We start from the raw sequence: 15,870 nt of genomic DNA, 5'->3' as shown, positions 1-15,870 counted from the left end.
CGCCCGAGGTCTTCCGGCCGTGGCTCACTCCCAGCGGAAGAAGCGCGCCGCGGCGCCCAGCCCGAGCACCGCCCACGCGGCCAGGACCCCGAGGTCGCCCCACGGCATCCCCGCGCCGTGCTGGAGCACGTCCCGCAGGCCGTCGGACAGGGCCGAGATCGGCAGCAGCCCGAGGACGTTCTGGGCGGACTCCGGGAACCTGTCCAGCGGCACGATCACGCCGCCGCCCACGAGCAGCAGCAGGAAGACCAGGTTGGCGGCGGCCAGTGTGGCCTCGGCCTTGAGCGTGCCCGCCATCAGCAGGCCCAGCCCGGAGAAGGCGGCCGTGCCGAGGACCAGGAGCAGGAGAACGACGAAGGGGTTGCCGTGCGGGGACCAGCCGAGCGCGAAGGCGATCACCGTGAGGAGGATCACCTGGAGGACCTCCGTGACCAGCACGGAGATCGTCTTTGCGGTCATCAGCCCCCAGCGGGGGAGCGGGGAGGCAGCGAGTCGCTTCAGCACGCCGTACCGGCGTTCGAAGCCCGTCGCGATGGCCTGGCCGGTGAACGCCGTCGACATCACGGCGAGGGCCAGGACCCCGGGCGCGAGGAAGTCGACGGCCTCCCCGGAGCCGGTGTCGACGATGTCCACGGTGCTGAACAGCGTGAGCAGCATCGTCGGGATCACGACCGTGAGGAGCAGCTGCTCTCCGTTGCGCAGCAGCATCTTGGTCTCCAGGGCCGCCTGCGCCCCGATCATCCGCGACAGCGGGGCCGCTCCCGGCTTCGGCGCGTACGTCCCGACGGCACTGGTCCGCGCACCCGTACCACCTGTACCGCCGCTCATGCGCGCAACTCCTTGCCAGTGAGCTCCAAGAACACGTCTTCCAGGGTGTGCCGCTCCACCGAGATCTTCTCCGGCATCACACCGTGCTGGGCGCACCAGGAGGTGACCGTGGCCAGCAGCTGGGGGTTGACCTTGCCGACGACGCGGTACGCGCCCGGGGTCAGCTCCGCCGCCGTGCTGTCCGCCGGGAGTGCCTTCAGCAGGGAGCTCACGTCGAGGCCGGGCCGGCCGGTGAAGCGCAGGGTGTTCTCGGCACCGCCCCGGCACAGCTCCTCGGGGGAGCCCTGGGCTATGACGCGGCCGGCGTCGATGATCGCGACGTCGTCGGCGAGCTGCTCGGCCTCGTCCATGTAGTGGGTGGTCAGGATGACCGAGACGCCGTCCGCGCGCAGGTCTCGCACCAGGTCCCAGGTCGCCCGCCGGGCCTGCGGGTCGAGGCCGGCGGTCGGCTCGTCGAGGAAGACCAGTTCGGGGCGGCCGACCACGGCCATGGCGAGCGCGAGGCGCTGCTGCTGGCCGCCGGAGAGACGGCGGTAGGTGGTGCGCCCGCAGGAGCCGAGGCCGAGCCGCTCGATCAGCGCGTCCACGTCCAGGGGGTGCGCGTGGAGCCGGGCCACGTGGCGGAGCATCTCGTCCGCCCGGGCGCCCGAGTAGACACCGCCGGACTGGAGCATGACGCCGATGCGCGGGCGCAGGTCACGGGCCTGTCGTACGGGGTCGAGGCCGAGCACGCGGACCGTCCCCGAGTCCGGCTTCCGGTAGCCCTCGCAGGTCTCCACCGTGGTCGTCTTGCCCGCTCCGTTCGGGCCCAGTACGGCGGTGACGCCCGCTCTCGCCACCAGGTCGAGGCCGTCCACCGCGGTCTTCCGGCCGTACCGCTTCACCAGGGAACGGACCTGGACCACGGGCTCACTCTGCATGGACGCCAAGTCTAGGGACGCGGCCGGGGCGCCGGGCGGGCGGGGGCGAAGAGGCCCTCCTCGCGGGGGCGGTGCACGGCCAGCCACCGCTCCGCGTAGGCGACCGCGTCCGCCACGGGGAACAGCCGCGCGTCCGCGGCGCCGACCCGGCCGCGTACGACGCTACGGTCCCGCTCGAAGTCGTGGCCCAGCTCGTCGAACCGGTCCGAGGTGATCGACACCTCCGTCACGGTCTCCCAGCCGCCGCCGGGCGCCGGCCGGCCGACCTCGACGAGAGGCGCGGGTATCCGGTACTCGGCGAGGTGGAAACTGGTGCACGCGTCGTAGTCCGCGCCCAGCAGCAGGACCCGCGCGCCCGTCTCCTCAAGGCGGGCCAGCGGACTGTGCTCGCCCAGCCGGCAGTCGGGCGCGTGCCCGTCGAGGAGTGCCGCCGCGCGCGGCCCGATCGCCGCGAAGGAGGTCTGGGGGTGCGCGCTGCGCAGGGCGCCCGGCCAGACGCGTACGGTTTCCGGGACCACGCCGACCCCGCGTGAGGGCGTGACGAGCGGGTCGTACGCGGGCATCGTCGCCCGAATGGCCGCCCACCACTCCTCGGGTACCGGAGGGTCGGTCCACAGGGCCGGATCCGAGAGGTGGCCGGTCTGGGTGGGGACCACGAGGGTGCCGTCCGGACCGAGGGCGTCCAGCAGTCCGAGGACGACGGTGACGGCGCCTCCGTTGACCCAGCCGAGCGCGCTGAGGGAGGAGTGGACGAGGAGGGTTTCGCCGGGCCGGACGCCGAGCGAGCGCAGGTCCGCGGCGAGCGAGTCACGGGTGACGAGTGGGCCGGTGGGAGCGGGTGTCGGCATGGTTCGGCAGTTTCCCGCAAGAAGCGTGGTCACACCACTCAATTGATCGATCAGAGATCGTTCACGCAGGTCAGCTCGGGTGGTGGCTTAGGTAAACCTAAGTGACGCACGGCACGGCTGGGTGCTCCGGACCTCGCTTGCTCCGCTCCGCGGAATTACGCAACAATGGCGTTGTGAAAAACGTCGGCGAGGCTCAGGGAACCCCCAACGGGGCCCCTCAGGAGGAGCTCGCGGCCGGGATGCGCTCGGACCGTTCCACGCGCAACCGGGTCGCGCGGTCCATCCTGGACCACGGCCCCTCGACCGTCGCCGCGCTCGCCGAGAGGCTGGGCCTCACCCAGGCGGCCGTACGGCGTCACCTGGACGCGCTGGTCTCCGACGATGTCGTGGAGGCCCGCGAGCAGCGGGTCTACGGCGCGCGGACGCGCGGCCGGCCCGCCAAGGTGTTCGCCCTGACCGACTGCGGCCGGGACGCCTTCGACCAGTCCTACGACAAGCTCGCCGCGGACGCCCTGCGCTGGATCCAGGAGCGGTTCGGCGGGGACGAGGCCGTCGTCGCCTTCGCGCGCGCGAGAATCGCCGAGCAGGCCGCCGCGTACCGCGAGGCGATCGAGGCCGCTGCCCCCGAGGAGCGGACCGAAGCCCTGGCCAAGGCCCTGAGCGCGGACGGGTACGCTGCTACGGCGCGTAGCGCACCGGTCGGTGAGCAGCTGTGCCAGCACCACTGCCCTGTCGCTCATGTCGCGGAAGAGTTCCCGCAGCTCTGCGAGGCGGAGACCGAGATCTTCTCCCAGCTGCTCGGAACGCACGTCCAGCGACTGGCGACCATCGCCCACGGCGACGGCGTCTGCACGACGTTCATCCCCAAGATTTCCCACACCGCATCTGCAAGCACGGCCGGGAGGAACCCCGCATGACTCTCCCCACGGAGACTGCCCACCCCGAACTCGAGGGCCTGGGTAAGTACGAGTACGGCTGGGCCGACTCCGACACCGCCGGCGCTTCAGCCAGGCGCGGCCTGAACGAGGACGTCGTCCGCGACATCTCCGACAAGAAGTCGGAGCCGGAGTGGATGACCAAGCTGCGTCTGAAGGGTCTCAAGCTCTTCGAGAAGAAGCCCATGCCGAACTGGGGCTCGGACCTGTCGGGCATCGACTTCGACAACATCAAGTACTTCGTGCGCTCCACGGAGAAGCAGGCGGAGTCCTGGGAGGACCTGCCCGAGGACATCAAGAACACCTACGACAAGCTCGGCATCCCCGAGGCGGAGAAGCAGCGCCTCGTCGCCGGTGTCGCCGCCCAGTACGAGTCGGAGGTCGTCTACCACCAGATCCGCGAGGACCTGGAGGAGCAGGGCGTCATCTTCCTCGACACCGACACCGCCCTGAAGGAGCACCCCGAGCTCTTCAAGGAGTACTTCGGCACGGTCATCCCGGCCGGTGACAACAAGTTCGCCGCGCTGAACACCGCCGTGTGGTCCGGCGGCTCCTTCATCTACGTGCCGAAGGGCGTGCACGTGGAGATCCCGCTCCAGGCCTACTTCCGCATCAACACGGAGAACATGGGCCAGTTCGAGCGGACCCTGATCATCGTCGACGAGGGTGCCTACGTGCACTACGTCGAGGGCTGCACCGCCCCGATCTACAAGAGCGACTCCCTGCACAGCGCGGTCGTCGAGATCATCGTCAAGAAGAACGCCCGCTGCCGCTACACGACCATCCAGAACTGGTCGAACAACGTCTACAACCTGGTCACCAAGCGCGCCGTCGCCTACGAGGGCGCGACCATGGAGTGGATCGACGGCAACATCGGCTCCAAGGTGACGATGAAGTACCCCGCCGTCTACCTGATGGGCGAGCACGCCAAGGGCGAGACCCTCTCCATCGCCTTCGCGGGCGAGGGCCAGCACCAGGACGCGGGCGCCAAGATGGTCCACATGGCCCCGAACACCTCCTCCAACATCGTCTCCAAGTCGGTGGCGCGTGGCGGTGGCCGCACCTCCTACCGCGGTCTGATCGAGATCGGCGAGGGCGCCCCGGGTGCGAAGTCCAACGTCCTCTGTGACGCTCTGCTCGTCGACACCATCTCGCGCTCGGACACCTACCCGTACGTGGACGTCCGCGAGGACGACGTGTCCATGGGCCACGAGGCGACCGTCTCCAAGGTCTCCGAGGACCAGCTCTTCTACCTGATGAGCCGCGGTCTGAGCGAGGACGAGGCGATGGCGATGATCGTGCGCGGCTTCGTCGAGCCGATTGCCAAGGAACTGCCGATGGAGTACGCGCTGGAGCTCAACCGGCTGATCGAGCTGCAGATGGAGGGCGCGGTCGGCTGACGCCTCCGCCCGTCCATCACGCCCCTTACGTCAACGAAAGCGAGCACTAGAGCAGCCATGGCTGAGGCTCAGAACATCCCGGTGGGCTCCACCACCGCCGGCTCGATCGCCGTCGCGGCCGAGTCGACCGTCGTGTCGCGCATGAGCGCGCCGCCGTCCTTCGACGTGGCGGACTTCCCGGTCCCCCACGGCCGTGAGGAGGAGTGGCGCTTCACCCCGCTGGAGCGCCTGCGCGGCCTGCACGACGGCACCGCGGTCGCGAACGGCACCGGCGTGAAGGTGGACGTCCAGGCCCCCGAGGGAGTCACCGTCGAGACCGTCGGCCGCGACGACGCGCGGATCGGCAGGGCGGGCACCCCCGTGGACCGCGTCGCCGCCCAGGCGTACTCCGCGTTCGAGAAGGCCGGCGTGATCAGCGTCCCCAAGGAGACGGTCCTCACCGAGCCGATCCGCGTCGCCGTGCACGGCGAGGGCGGAACCGCCTTCGGCCACCAGGTGATCGAACTGGGCGCCTTCGCCGAGGCCGTCGTCGTCATCGACCACACCGGTGACGCCGTGCTCGCCGCCAACGTCGACTACCTCCTGGGAGACGGCGCGAAGCTGACCGTCGTCTCCGTCCAGGACTGGGACGACAAGGCCGTACACGTGGCCCAGCACAACGCGCTCGTCGGCCGCGACGCGAGCTTCAAGTCGGTCGTCGTCACCTTCGGCGGCGACGTCGTACGCCTCCACCCGCGCGTGAGTTACGCGGGCCCCGGCGGCGAGGCCGAGCTGTTCGGTCTGTACTTCACCGACGCCGGGCAGCACCAGGAGCACCGCCTCCTGGTCACCCACAACACCCCGCACTGCAAGTCGAACGTCGTCTACAAGGGCGCGCTCCAGGGCGACGACGCCCACGCGGTGTGGATCGGTGACGTGCTGATCGAGGCCAAGGCCGAGGGCACCGACACCTACGAGATGAACCGCAACCTGGTGCTGACCGACGGCGCCCGCGTCGACTCCGTGCCGAACCTGGAGATCGAGACCGGCGAGATCGTCGGCGCCGGCCACGCCTCCGCGACCGGCCGCTTCGACGACGAGCAGCTCTTCTACCTGATGGCCCGCGGCATCCCGGAGCACGAGGCCCGCCGTCTCGTCGTCCGCGGCTTCTTCGCCGAGCTGGTCCAGCAGATCGGTGTCGAGGACATCGAGGAGCGCCTCATCGCGAAGATCGAAGAGGAGCTGGAGGCTTCGGTCGCATGACGACCTTCGTACGCGCCTGTGGGCTGAGCGAGCTGGAGGAGGACACCCCGAAGCGGGTGGAACTCGACGGCACGCCGGTCTCGGTCGTGCGGACCGAGGGGGAGGTGTTCGCCATCCACGACATCTGCTCGCACGCGAACGTCTCCCTTTCCGAGGGCGAGGTGGAGGACTGCCAGATCGAGTGCTGGCTGCACGGCTCCAGCTTCGACCTCCGCACCGGCAAGCCGTCCGGCCTTCCCGCGACGCGCCCCGTCCCCGTATACCCCGTAAAGATCGAAGGGGACGACGTGCTCGTCTCCCTCACCCAGGAGTCCTGAGGCACCCATGGCAACGCTTGAAATCCGAGACCTGCACGTCACCGTCGAGGCCGACAACGCCACGAAGGAGATCCTCAAGGGCGTCGACCTCACCGTGAAGCAGGGCGAGACGCACGCCATCATGGGCCCCAACGGCTCGGGCAAGTCGACCCTCGCCTACTCGCTCGCGGGTCACCCGAAGTACACCATCACCCAGGGCACCGTCACCCTCGACGGCGAGGACGTCCTGGAGATGTCCGTCGACGAGCGCGCCCGCGCCGGCCTGTTCCTCGCGATGCAGTACCCGGTGGAGGTCCCCGGCGTCTCGGTCTCCAACTTCCTGCGCACCTCCGCCACCGCCATCCGCGGCGAGGCCCCCAAGCTGCGCACCTGGGTCAAGGAGGTCAAGGAGGCCATGGAGCGCCTCTCCATCGACCCCTCCTTCGCCGAGCGCAACGTGAACGAGGGCTTCTCCGGCGGTGAGAAGAAGCGCCACGAGATCCTCCAGCTGGAGCTGCTCAAGCCGAAGGTCGCGATCCTCGACGAGACCGACTCCGGCCTCGACGTCGACGCGCTCCGCGTGGTGTCGGAGGGCGTGAACCGCGTCCGCGAGAGCGGCCAGGTCGGCACCCTGCTGATCACCCACTACACGCGCATCCTGCGCTACATCAAGCCCGACCACGTCCACGTGTTCGCCGCCGGGCGGATCGCCGAGTCCGGCGGCCCCGAGCTCGCGGACAAGCTGGAGAACGAGGGCTACGAGGCATACGTGAAGGGTGGCGCATCCGCGTGACACAGCTGCCGGGCCTCCTCGACACCGAGGCGATCCGCAAGGACTTCCCCATCCTGGACCGTCTGGTCCACGACGACCGGAAGCTCGTGTACCTGGACAACGCGGCGACCTCGCAGAAGCCGCGCCAGGTACTGGACGCCCTGAGCGAGTACTACGAGCGCTACAACGCCAACGTCCACCGCGGTGTGCATGTGCTCGCCGAGGAGGCCACGGCGCTGTACGAGGGCGCGCGCGACAAGGTCGCGGAGTTCATCAACGCGCCCAGCCGCGACGAGGTGATCTTCACCAAGAACGCCTCGGAGTCGCTGAACCTCGTGGCGAACATGCTGGGCTGGGCCGACGAGCCCTACCGCGTGGACTCCGAGACCGAGATCGTCATCACGGAGATGGAGCACCACTCCAACATCGTGCCGTGGCAGCTGCTGGCGCAGCGCACGGGCGCGAAGCTGAAGTGGTTCGGCCTCACCGACGACGGCCGCCTCGACCTGTCGAACATCGAGGAGATCATCACGGAGAAGACGAAGATCGTCTCCTTCGTGCTGGTGTCGAACATCCTCGGCACGGTGAACCCGGTCGAGACGATCATCCGGCGCGCGCAGGAGGTGGGCGCGCTCGTCTGCATCGACGCCTCGCAGGCCGCGCCGCACATGCCGCTCGACGTCCAGGCACTCCAGGCCGACTTCGTGGCCTTCACCGGCCACAAGATGTGCGGCCCGACCGGCATCGGTGTCCTCTGGGGCCGCCAGGAACTCCTGGAGGACCTCCCGCCGTTCCTCGGCGGCGGCGAGATGATCGAGACGGTGTCGATGCACTCGTCGACGTACGCACCCGCGCCGCACAAGTTCGAGGCGGGCACTCCGCCGATCGCTCAGGCGGTGGGTCTGGGAGCGGCGATCGACTACCTGTCGTCGATCGGCATGGACAAGGTCCTCGCCCACGAGCACGCGCTCACCGAGTACGCGGTGCGCAAGCTCGGTGAGGTCCCCGACCTGCGCATCATCGGCCCCACCACGGCCGAGGACCGGGGCGCGGCGATCTCCTTCACGCTCGGCGACATCCACCCGCACGACGTGGGCCAGGTCCTCGACGAGCAGGGCATCGCGGTCCGGGTCGGCCACCACTGCGCCCGCCCCGTCTGCCTGCGGTACGGAATTCCTGCGACCACGCGAGCGTCGTTCTATCTGTACTCCACGCCGGCCGAGATCGACGCTCTGGTCGACGGACTGGAGCACGTACGGAACTTCTTCGGCTGAGGGGTTGGCGAGCGATCGCATGAAGCTGGACTCGATGTACCAGGAAGTCATCCTGGACCACTACAAGAACCCCCACGGGCGTGGTCTTCGGGATGGCGATGCCGAGGTGCACCACGTGAACCCGACGTGCGGGGACGAGATCACGCTGCGTGTGAAGTACGACGGCACGACGATCAGCGACGTTTCGTACGAGGGCCAGGGCTGCTCCATCAGCCAGGCCTCGGCCTCCGTGCTGAACGAGCTCCTGGTGGGCAAGGACCTGTCCCAGGCGCAGAAGATCCAGGAGACCTTCCTGGAGCTGATGCAGTCCAAGGGACGGATCGAGCCCGACGACGCGATGGAGGACATCCTGGAGGACGCGGTCGCGTTCGCCGGTGTCTCCAAGTACCCGGCCCGAGTCAAGTGCGCCCTCCTCAGCTGGATGGCGTGGAAGGACGCGACGGCCCAGGCCCTGGGCGGAGCCGACGCCGAAAGGAAGACGGCATGAGTGACACCGTGGAGATGAAGCCGGCCTCGGAGGAGGAGCTCCGCGAGGCCCTGATGGACGTCGTCGACCCCGAGCTGGGCATCGACGTCGTCAACCTCGGCCTCATCTACGGCATCCACGTCGACGACGCGAACATCGCGACCGTCGACATGACCCTGACCTCCGCGGCCTGCCCGCTGACGGACGTCATCGAGGACCAGGCCAAGTCCGCCACGGACGGCCTCGTGAGCGAACTGCGCATCAACTGGGTCTGGATGCCCCCGTGGGGCCCCGACAAGATCACGGACGACGGCCGTGAGCAGCTGCGTGCGCTCGGGTTCAACGTCTGAGAGCACCCGCTCCGTCCGAGCACCCGCTCGTCCCGCACCCGCATGACTGTGGCCCCCGGCAGCGCGCCGGGGGCCACAGTCATGCACGGGGCGTCAGCTCCCGTATGAGGTCAGGCCAGCCCCTTCACCAGCCGGAACGCCGTGTCCGCCCAGTACACCTGGCTGTTCTGCACCGGCTCCAGGCGCAGGACGAAGTCCCTGTGACGGAGGAAGCGGCCGGGGTAGTTGACCGACTCCAGCATGATCGCGTCCGAGGAGAAGGAGCGGCGGGGGCAGAACGTGGCGTCCTGCTCGAACAGCCGCGAGCCGTCGTTGCGGTCCACGCGCAGAACGAAGCTCTGGTGGCGTGCGTAGCGGCCGTCCTCCATGCGGAAGGAGTAGCAGGAGGAGTCCGCGAGCCCGGAGACGACCTTGAAGGTGGAGTCCTCCCTGGTCTCGCTACCGCTGCTGGAGCTCACCCGGTCCAGCCGGATCACGCCGCTCCGCAGATGCCAGTAGCGGTCCGGGTAGTTGACGGACCGTACGGACTTCCAGGACGAGGTCGAGGGCTGGGAGGAGGATGGCGGCTTCTTGCTGGTCCCGGACCCCGACCCCGACTCGGCCTTCGACTTCGACGGCTCGGGTTCGGCCTTCGAGCCGCCCTGCTGGGAGTCGGAGGAGGCCGAGCTCTTCGACGTGGCGGGCTGCGGGGAGGACAGGCCGCTCTTGCCGTCCGGGGCGGCGGGAACAACGGTGGGCACGATCGGATCGTCGGCCGTCGTCGTGCGGCCCGTGCGCTCCGTCGCCGAGTTCGTGGTGTGCGGCTCCTGCAGGGCTATCGCGGTCACGCTGCCTACCAGGACCGCGACGGCGAGCGCGCCCGCAGCCCACAGCCTGCGTGTGCCCGGAACCCGGGTCTGATCCGGTGACTCACCGGTTTCCCACACCTTGGGGGGCGAGCTCCACAGGACGGGGAGCAGGTCCGGATCGGATCCGGGCTTTTCATCGTGCATGCGCGGTTCCCTCCGCGTCGCCACCACGGGCGTACGCGATATCGGCACAGGGGGAAAGGGGGTCACTGACACGTGGCTTGCGGCTGTGGCCGCGATTACCGGGTGTGTGACTGGTGAAACAGTAGTGGAACTCGTGGGTAGCAGGGAGGCTTTCGGTGATCGGATTCTCAGGTAATCCTGAGTTTGCGAGGGCGGGTTGAGGCTTTACGCCACATTCACATCTTTTTCTCAGGTGCCTCGGGTGCTGGGGCAGCGGTGGATGTCACAGTGGCGGCGGACGCGTCCGCCTGGTTGGTTACGGGGCGCCTCCACCCAACTGGTCCGCCAGGCAGGCCAGGTACAGAGCCATCGTCGTGCGGTGGTCGCGCAGGGGGCGGCCCGTGAGCTGTTCGATCTTGTGCATGCGGTAGACGACGGTGTTGCGGTGGATGTGCAGTGCCGCGGACGCCCGTACGAGGTTGAAGCCGCTCTCGCACCACGCGGTGATCGTGTCGCGGAGCACCGGCCAGTCCGGCTGGGTCCGCAGTTCCGCGGCCGTGCGGTCCAGCAGCCGGTTGCGGGCCGGCCGGCCCACCTCCGCCAGGACCTGATGGACCCGCAGGTCCGTGATGAGGTGGACGGGTGCGCCTTCGCCACCCTTCGGGCGGGGGGACCCCCATCTCGCTGTGCTCGCCCTGCGGGTGCCGAGGCGCAGGGCGTCGCACGCGTCCTGGTACGAGTCGTGCAACCCGCCCACGGAGGCGGCCGGTTCACCGATCCCGACCTGGGTGATGAGGCCGTCCTGCGCGGCGACGACGTCGACCACCCGCCTGCAGTCGGCCGTCAGGGCGTCCATCGGGCGCCGGTCCGGCAGCCGGTGCAGCACACCGATCCAGCCGGGCGCCGTGGAGGCCACGATGTCCTGCGGGTCGGCGAAGATCTCACGGACGGTGCGCAGCAGTTCGGAGCGGACCAGGGCCATGTCCCGGGCGGGGGCGCCCTGCCGGCGGGTGCCCGCATCCGGCACCGTCACCTCGAACGCCACCGCGACTCGCCGCAACCGCAGGTCGAAGCCCAGCTCCGCCGCCCGGAACATGAGGAACTCGCCCTCCACGACCTGCGGATCGTAGGAGGCGATGTCCGCCAGCAGTTTCTCGGCCGCGCGCTCGGCGAGCAGCCGGGAACGCAGCATCACGGACTCCCTGAGCAGGATCTCCGTCTGACGCTTCACCAGCAGCCCGAAGCGGCGCACCTGCGCGGGCGTGCCCGTGATCCCGACCGTGCCCACGGCGCGGCCGCCCGTGACCAGCGGCAGGGTGATGCCGGGCCGCACCCCGCGCAGGCGATGGGCCTCGGACGCGGTGTGGGCGGCGGGCTCCTGGGTGCGCAGGACCTCGACGGACGCCTCGTGGAAGGTGCCGACGCGGCTGGTGTCGCCGCTGCCGATGACGATGCCCTCCGCATCGGTGATCAGCACGTTGAAACCGATGACCGCGGAGGTGTCCCCGGCGATCTCCTGCGCGAGTGACGGGCTCAGCACGGACGTTCCTCCCGTCGAGGGGCGGGCCCGGGTTGGACGCACCGTACAGGGGAGCGAGCGATTCCAGCCACAACTTCATACGAAGTGAACGGTGACGCACCGCGGGCCTGTCCCTAGCGTATGGGGACCATCACACCCCGCCGGGGGCACATCGCGGTGAACGGCGGGTGTCCTCACTTCCGGTACGGAAGGCCCACGCCGATGAACCGTGTGCGCTCAGTTGCTACCGCTTTGTCCTCACTCCTGCTGGTTTCCACCCTCGCCGCCTGCGGCTCCGGCGGCGACGACGCCCCGGCGAACGTCTCGGCGAAGACCGCCGCGCTGGGCACGCTCGAACCGGGCGTGATCAAGGTCGCCGTCCAGCCGTACGCGCCGTACACCAGCGTCCAGGACGACAAGATCGTCGGACTGGACGGCGACATCCTCACCTACGTGGCCAAGAAGCTGGACCTCAAGATCAAGCCCCAGGTGACGGACTTCGCCGGCATGCTCGCCGGAGTGCAGTCCCGCCGTGTCGACATCACGATCGGCGGCGTCGCCTGGTCCGCCGACAGACAGAAGCAGGGCCTGTTCACCGACCCGCCCTACTACTCGCCCCCGGCGATGGCCGTCCGCAGCGGCAAGACGTACCAGACCGTCGACGACCTCAAGGGCCTGCAGCTGGGCACCGTCGAGGGCTACGTCTGGGTCAAGTCCATCCAGGCGGTGCCCGGCGCCAAGCTGCACGCCTACCCCGACGCCAACGGCGTGTTCGACGACCTCGGCGCCGGCCGCGTCGACGTCGGGTTCCTCGACCCGCTGATCATCATCGCCGCGCAGAAGGAACGCCCGGACCTGAAGATCAGCACCCAGTACCTGACGCCGCCGACCGCCGCCCAGGTCAAGGCCAAGCCCGCCTACCAGTACTTCCAGCCGTACCAGACCGGCTTCTACCTCCCCAAGAAGGCCACGAAGCTGGAGAAGGCCATCTCCGAGCAGATCGACGCCATGTACGCCAATGGCGAGATGGAGAAGCTCGTGAAGAAGTACGGCGGCGATCCCGGGCAGTTCCTCAAGCCCGCCGCCGACGTCGCCACCGCGCGCCGGGGCGTGGACCGGCCGCAGGACTGGACGCCGCCGTCCATCGGACAGTGAGGGGCGAGGTCAGTTCATGTCCGGTCTCTTCCAAGTCCCCTGGTCCGACTACCGCTCCGACCTCCTCGACGCACTCGGCCGCACCGTCTCGTACACGGTCGTGAGCTTCGTCGGCGCCGTCCTCCTCGGCCTGGCCGTGGCGCTGCTCCGACTGAGCAGGGCCTGGCCCGCGCGCGCCGTCGCCGCCGTCTACACCGAGGTCTTCAAGAACGTCCCGCTCCTCGCCATCATCTTCCTGGCCTACTTCGGCCTGGCCTCGGCGGGACTGCGCCTGGACGTGTTCACCGCCGGCAGCCTCAGCCTGGTCGTCTTCTACGCCGCCTACCTCTCCGAGATCTTCCGTTCCGCGATCAGCGGCGTCCACGCCGGACAGACGGAGGCGGGCGAGGCGCTGGGGCTCGGCCGGGCGGGCATCTTCGGGCACGTGGTCCTGCCGCAGGCCGTACGGCAGGCGCTGCCCGGCACCAACACCATGCTCGTCGACCTGCTGAAGTCCACCTCGCTGCTCGTCACCGTCTCCGCGGCCGAGCTGATGTCCGAGGGGCGCCTCATCACCTCGGCCACCTTCCGGGCGCTGGAGGTCTACCTCGTCATCTCGGCGATCTACTTCGCCCTCTGCTACCCGCTCTCCCAGCTCCTGCTGCTCCTGGAACGCAAGGTACGGGCCGGGGTGCCCCTGTCCCCGTGGCGCCGGCGGCGGGTACGGGCGGCCCGCGCACTGCTCGCGGCCGACCTCCGAGGGGACATCGGGGCAGATGTCGAACGGAAGGAGGCGGCGGTATGACCGAGCCCGTCACCACGGCCCACAGGACAGGACCCGCCCCCACCGAGACCGTCGTACGCATTGAGGGCCTCAGCAAGTCCTTCGACGGCCGCCTCGTCCTCGACGACGTGCACCTGGAGGTCGGCCGCGGCCGCATCGTCAGCGTCATCGGGCAGAGCGGCGGCGGCAAGACCACCCTGATGCGCTGCGTCAACCTGCTGGAACGCCCCGACAACGGCATCGTCGAGGTCGCCGGCGAAGTGGTGCACCGCGGCGGCCGTACGGTCTGCCGCGACCTGCCCCGGCTGCGCCGCACCGTCGGCATGGTCTTCCAGAAGTTCAACCTGTTCCCGCACCTCACGGCCGTGGAGAACGTCGTCCTGGCCCAGCGCAAGGCGGGCGTACCCGAGCAGGAGGCGCTGGAGAGGGCCGTCGCACTCCTGCGCCGGGTCGGCGTGGCCCACCGCGGGCTCGCCCAGCCCGACCAGCTCTCCGGCGGCGAACAGCAGCGCGTCGCCATCGCCCGGGCACTGGCCCTCAAGCCCGAGGTCCTCCTCTTCGACGAACCCACGTCCTCGCTGGACCCGGAGGCCACCCGCGAGGTGCTCAGCGTGATGCGCGAACTCGCCGCGGACGGCATGACGATGCTGCTCGTCACCCACGAACTGCCCTTCGCCCGCGAGGTGTCCGACCACGTCGTCTTCGTCGACGGCGGCCGCATCGTCGAGGAGGGCGACCCACGGGACGTCCTCGACAACCCGGCCCGGGCCCGGACCCGGGAGTTCCTCGCGTCGTACGGGTCGGCCTCATGACCGGGGGACGGGACGCGCCCGGACCCGTCGGCGACAGCCCGGTCGTGGTCGTCGGCGGTGGTGTCGTCGGGTTGTGCACCGCGTACTACCTGGCCCGTTCCGGACTGCCCGTGGAGGTCGTCGAACGGCGCGCCCTGGGCTCCGGGGCCTCCCGGGGCAACGCGGGCTGGGTCTGCCTCAGCCACTCCACGCCCGTCCCGGCGCCCGGAGTCGTGCGCTACGCCCTGCGGTCGCTGGGCCGGCCGGACTCGCCGCTCTATCTGCGGCCCCTGCCCGACCCGGCGTTCGTCCGGTGGCTGTGGCGGTTCTGGCGCAGCAGCACACCGGCCGCGTTCCGGCGCGGCTACGCGGCCGTCGCCGAGCTGAACCGCGACACCTTCGACCTCTTCGACGGCCTGCGCGACGCCGGGGTGACCACGACCCTGACCCGCCCCGGCATGGTGCACGCCTTCCTGTCACCGTCCGAGGCCCGCCACCATCTCGCCCTCCAGCGGGAGATGGCCGACGGCCGCTACCCGATGCCCGACGACGTCGTCACCGGCGACGAGGCCAGGCTGCTCGACGGCGCGCTGTCGACCGGGGTGCGCGCGGCCTACCTCGTCGAGGGAGAAGGGGTGGTCGACCCGGAGGCGTTCGCCCGGGGACTCGGGGAGGCACTCGCCGCGGCCGGGGTGAAGGTCCACGAGAACGCGGAGGTCACGGGGTTCCGCACCACGGGGGGCCGGGTCACCGCGGTGCGCACCGGTTCGGGTGAGATGCCGTGCGCGGCCGTCGTGATCGCGGCCGGCATGCGGTCCGCGGGGCTGCTGGGCGCCATGGGGTGTCCGCTGCCCCTGCAGGCGGGCAAGGGTTACAGCTTCTCGGTGGACCTGGACCCTGCGCCCCGGCACACGCTGTACTTCGGTGAGCGCCGGGCCGTCGCCTCGCCGATCGGCGGGACCACGCGGATCGGCGGGACGATGGAGCTGAGCGGCAACAACAACCGCCTCGACTGGCGCCGCGTCGTCGCCGTCGCCCTCGCCAGCCGGCACTACCTGGGCCGCTGGTTCGACGATCCGGACGACCTGGTGGGCCTGATCCGCGATCCCTGGGTCGGCGGGCGCCCGTTCCTCCCCGACGGGCTGCCCGTCATCGACCGTGTCCCGGGCCACGACAACGCGTTCGCGGCCACGGGACACGGCATGCTCGGCGTCACGCTCGGCCCGGTCACCGGGCACCGGCTCGCCGAGTACGTCCGTACGGGCCGCCGCCCGGAGCCGCTCGCGCCCTTCGGCTTCGAGCGGCTGGGCGGGTGAGCCCCGCGGGTGGGTGAACCCCGT

Annotated in this window: 17 protein-coding genes; 12 read left to right on the top strand and 5 right to left on the bottom strand. The window is 69.9% G+C overall.

What is annotated here, in order from left to right; translation table 11 throughout:
* Nucleotides 1-24: 24 nt before the first annotated feature.
* From ACZ49J_RS11280 to ACZ49J_RS11270, 3 genes are read right to left on the bottom strand one after another with little or no spacing between them, the layout of a single operon-like run.
* A complete protein-coding gene (locus ACZ49J_RS11280; protein WP_467451228.1) occupies nt 25-828 on the bottom strand; it encodes an ABC transporter permease in 804 nt (267 codons plus the stop codon).
* Complete coding sequence (locus ACZ49J_RS11275; RefSeq protein ID WP_467451227.1) at nt 825-1,748, bottom strand: ABC transporter ATP-binding protein; 924 nt, start codon at nt 1,746-1,748, stop codon at nt 825-827. The genes ACZ49J_RS11280 and ACZ49J_RS11275 overlap by 4 nt, the downstream gene beginning before the upstream one ends.
* Before the next feature lie 11 nt (nt 1,749-1,759).
* Complete coding sequence (locus tag ACZ49J_RS11270; RefSeq protein ID WP_467451226.1) at nt 1,760-2,596, bottom strand: AAC(3) family N-acetyltransferase; 837 nt, start codon at nt 2,594-2,596, stop codon at nt 1,760-1,762.
* Nucleotides 2,597-2,769: 173 nt separating this feature from the next.
* Here ACZ49J_RS11270 and ACZ49J_RS11265 point away from each other — a divergent pair, with 173 nt between their 5' ends.
* The 8 genes from ACZ49J_RS11265 to ACZ49J_RS11230 are packed head-to-tail and all read left to right on the top strand — an operon-like array spanning nt 2,770 to nt 9,331.
* On the top strand, nt 2,770-3,513 hold the full coding sequence (locus ACZ49J_RS11265; protein ID WP_467451224.1) for a helix-turn-helix transcriptional regulator: 744 nt from the start codon (nt 2,770-2,772) through the stop codon (nt 3,511-3,513).
* Complete coding sequence (gene sufB, locus ACZ49J_RS11260) at nt 3,510-4,931, top strand: Fe-S cluster assembly protein SufB (RefSeq protein ID WP_467451223.1); 1,422 nt, start codon at nt 3,510-3,512, stop codon at nt 4,929-4,931. Before ACZ49J_RS11265 ends, sufB begins: the two co-directional genes overlap by 4 nt.
* Nucleotides 4,932-4,988: 57 nt before the next feature.
* Nucleotides 4,989-6,173 carry a Fe-S cluster assembly protein SufD gene (sufD, locus tag ACZ49J_RS11255; protein WP_467451222.1) on the top strand — a complete coding sequence of 395 codons (1,185 nt, stop codon included), beginning with the start codon at nt 4,989-4,991 and terminating at the stop codon, nt 6,171-6,173.
* A complete protein-coding gene (locus tag ACZ49J_RS11250; protein WP_215153832.1) occupies nt 6,170-6,490 on the top strand; it encodes a non-heme iron oxygenase ferredoxin subunit in 321 nt (106 codons plus the stop codon). The genes sufD and ACZ49J_RS11250 overlap by 4 nt, the downstream gene beginning before the upstream one ends.
* A 7-nt stretch (nt 6,491-6,497) precedes the next feature.
* On the top strand, nt 6,498-7,262 hold the full coding sequence (gene sufC / locus ACZ49J_RS11245; RefSeq protein WP_031105882.1) for a Fe-S cluster assembly ATPase SufC: 765 nt from the start codon (nt 6,498-6,500) through the stop codon (nt 7,260-7,262).
* Complete coding sequence (locus tag ACZ49J_RS11240) at nt 7,259-8,515, top strand: cysteine desulfurase (RefSeq protein WP_467451221.1); 1,257 nt, start codon at nt 7,259-7,261, stop codon at nt 8,513-8,515. The genes sufC and ACZ49J_RS11240 overlap by 4 nt, the downstream gene beginning before the upstream one ends.
* 19 nt (nt 8,516-8,534) lie before the next feature.
* A complete protein-coding gene (gene sufU, locus ACZ49J_RS11235; RefSeq protein ID WP_467451219.1) occupies nt 8,535-9,002 on the top strand; it encodes a Fe-S cluster assembly sulfur transfer protein SufU in 468 nt (155 codons plus the stop codon).
* Nucleotides 8,999-9,331: a metal-sulfur cluster assembly factor gene (locus ACZ49J_RS11230; RefSeq protein WP_131569140.1), complete on the top strand. Its 333-nt coding sequence runs from the start codon at nt 8,999-9,001 to the stop codon at nt 9,329-9,331. The genes sufU and ACZ49J_RS11230 overlap by 4 nt, the downstream gene beginning before the upstream one ends.
* A 110-nt stretch (nt 9,332-9,441) precedes the next feature.
* Here ACZ49J_RS11230 and ACZ49J_RS11225 read toward each other — a convergent pair whose 3' ends face one another.
* A complete protein-coding gene (locus ACZ49J_RS11225; RefSeq protein WP_467451217.1) occupies nt 9,442-10,323 on the bottom strand; it encodes an AbfB domain-containing protein in 882 nt (293 codons plus the stop codon).
* A gap of 295 nt (nt 10,324-10,618) precedes the next feature.
* Nucleotides 10,619-11,842 carry a CdaR family transcriptional regulator gene (locus ACZ49J_RS11220; RefSeq protein WP_467451216.1) on the bottom strand — a complete coding sequence of 408 codons (1,224 nt, stop codon included), beginning with the start codon at nt 11,840-11,842 and terminating at the stop codon, nt 10,619-10,621.
* 231 nt (nt 11,843-12,073) lie between these two features.
* Between ACZ49J_RS11220 and ACZ49J_RS11215 the strand changes: the two genes are divergently transcribed.
* Genes ACZ49J_RS11215 through ACZ49J_RS11200 form a run of 4 tightly spaced genes read left to right on the top strand, consistent with a single transcriptional unit; the run spans nt 12,074 to nt 15,846 of the window.
* Entirely contained in the window at nt 12,074-12,976 is a 903-nt protein-coding gene (locus tag ACZ49J_RS11215; RefSeq protein ID WP_467451214.1) for a substrate-binding periplasmic protein, read from the top strand.
* Between the two features lie 16 nt (nt 12,977-12,992).
* On the top strand, nt 12,993-13,760 hold the full coding sequence (locus ACZ49J_RS11210) for an amino acid ABC transporter permease (protein ID WP_467451212.1): 768 nt from the start codon (nt 12,993-12,995) through the stop codon (nt 13,758-13,760).
* Nucleotides 13,757-14,551, top strand: a complete 795-nt coding sequence (locus ACZ49J_RS11205) for an amino acid ABC transporter ATP-binding protein (RefSeq protein WP_467451211.1) — start codon at nt 13,757-13,759, stop codon at nt 14,549-14,551. Before ACZ49J_RS11210 ends, ACZ49J_RS11205 begins: the two co-directional genes overlap by 4 nt.
* Nucleotides 14,548-15,846, top strand: a complete 1,299-nt coding sequence (locus ACZ49J_RS11200) for an NAD(P)/FAD-dependent oxidoreductase (RefSeq protein ID WP_467451209.1) — start codon at nt 14,548-14,550, stop codon at nt 15,844-15,846. Before ACZ49J_RS11205 ends, ACZ49J_RS11200 begins: the two co-directional genes overlap by 4 nt.
* The last annotated feature ends 24 nt before the right edge of the window (nt 15,847-15,870 follow it).

Source organism: Streptomyces sp. NPDC030840 (assembly GCF_055572015.1).
Note: the sequence above shows the minus strand (reverse complement) of the source record. Positions and strands in the feature narration are given on the sequence as shown.

Bases quoted from the DNA above. Each gene is read 5' to 3' on its own strand.
- sufB (WP_467451223.1), top strand. From the start codon at position 3,510: ATGACTCTCCCCACGGAGACTGCCCACCCCGAACTCGAGGGCCTGGGT.
- sufD (WP_467451222.1), top strand. From the start codon at position 4,989: ATGGCTGAGGCTCAGAACATCCCGGTGGGCTCCACCACCGCCGGCTCG.
- ACZ49J_RS11270 (WP_467451226.1), bottom strand. From the start codon at position 2,596: ATGCCGACACCCGCTCCCACCGGCCCACTCGTCACCCGTGACTCGCTC.
- ACZ49J_RS11205 (WP_467451211.1), top strand. From the start codon at position 13,757: ATGACCGAGCCCGTCACCACGGCCCACAGGACAGGACCCGCCCCCACC.
- sufU (WP_467451219.1), top strand. From the start codon at position 8,535: ATGAAGCTGGACTCGATGTACCAGGAAGTCATCCTGGACCACTACAAG.
- ACZ49J_RS11200 (WP_467451209.1), top strand. From the start codon at position 14,548: ATGACCGGGGGACGGGACGCGCCCGGACCCGTCGGCGACAGCCCGGTC.
- ACZ49J_RS11230 (WP_131569140.1), top strand. From the start codon at position 8,999: ATGAGTGACACCGTGGAGATGAAGCCGGCCTCGGAGGAGGAGCTCCGC.
- ACZ49J_RS11280 (WP_467451228.1), bottom strand. From the start codon at position 828: ATGAGCGGCGGTACAGGTGGTACGGGTGCGCGGACCAGTGCCGTCGGG.
- ACZ49J_RS11250 (WP_215153832.1), top strand. From the start codon at position 6,170: ATGACGACCTTCGTACGCGCCTGTGGGCTGAGCGAGCTGGAGGAGGAC.
- ACZ49J_RS11275 (WP_467451227.1), bottom strand. From the start codon at position 1,748: ATGCAGAGTGAGCCCGTGGTCCAGGTCCGTTCCCTGGTGAAGCGGTAC.
- sufC (WP_031105882.1), top strand. From the start codon at position 6,498: ATGGCAACGCTTGAAATCCGAGACCTGCACGTCACCGTCGAGGCCGAC.
- ACZ49J_RS11210 (WP_467451212.1), top strand. From the start codon at position 12,993: ATGTCCGGTCTCTTCCAAGTCCCCTGGTCCGACTACCGCTCCGACCTC.
- ACZ49J_RS11225 (WP_467451217.1), bottom strand. From the start codon at position 10,323: ATGCACGATGAAAAGCCCGGATCCGATCCGGACCTGCTCCCCGTCCTG.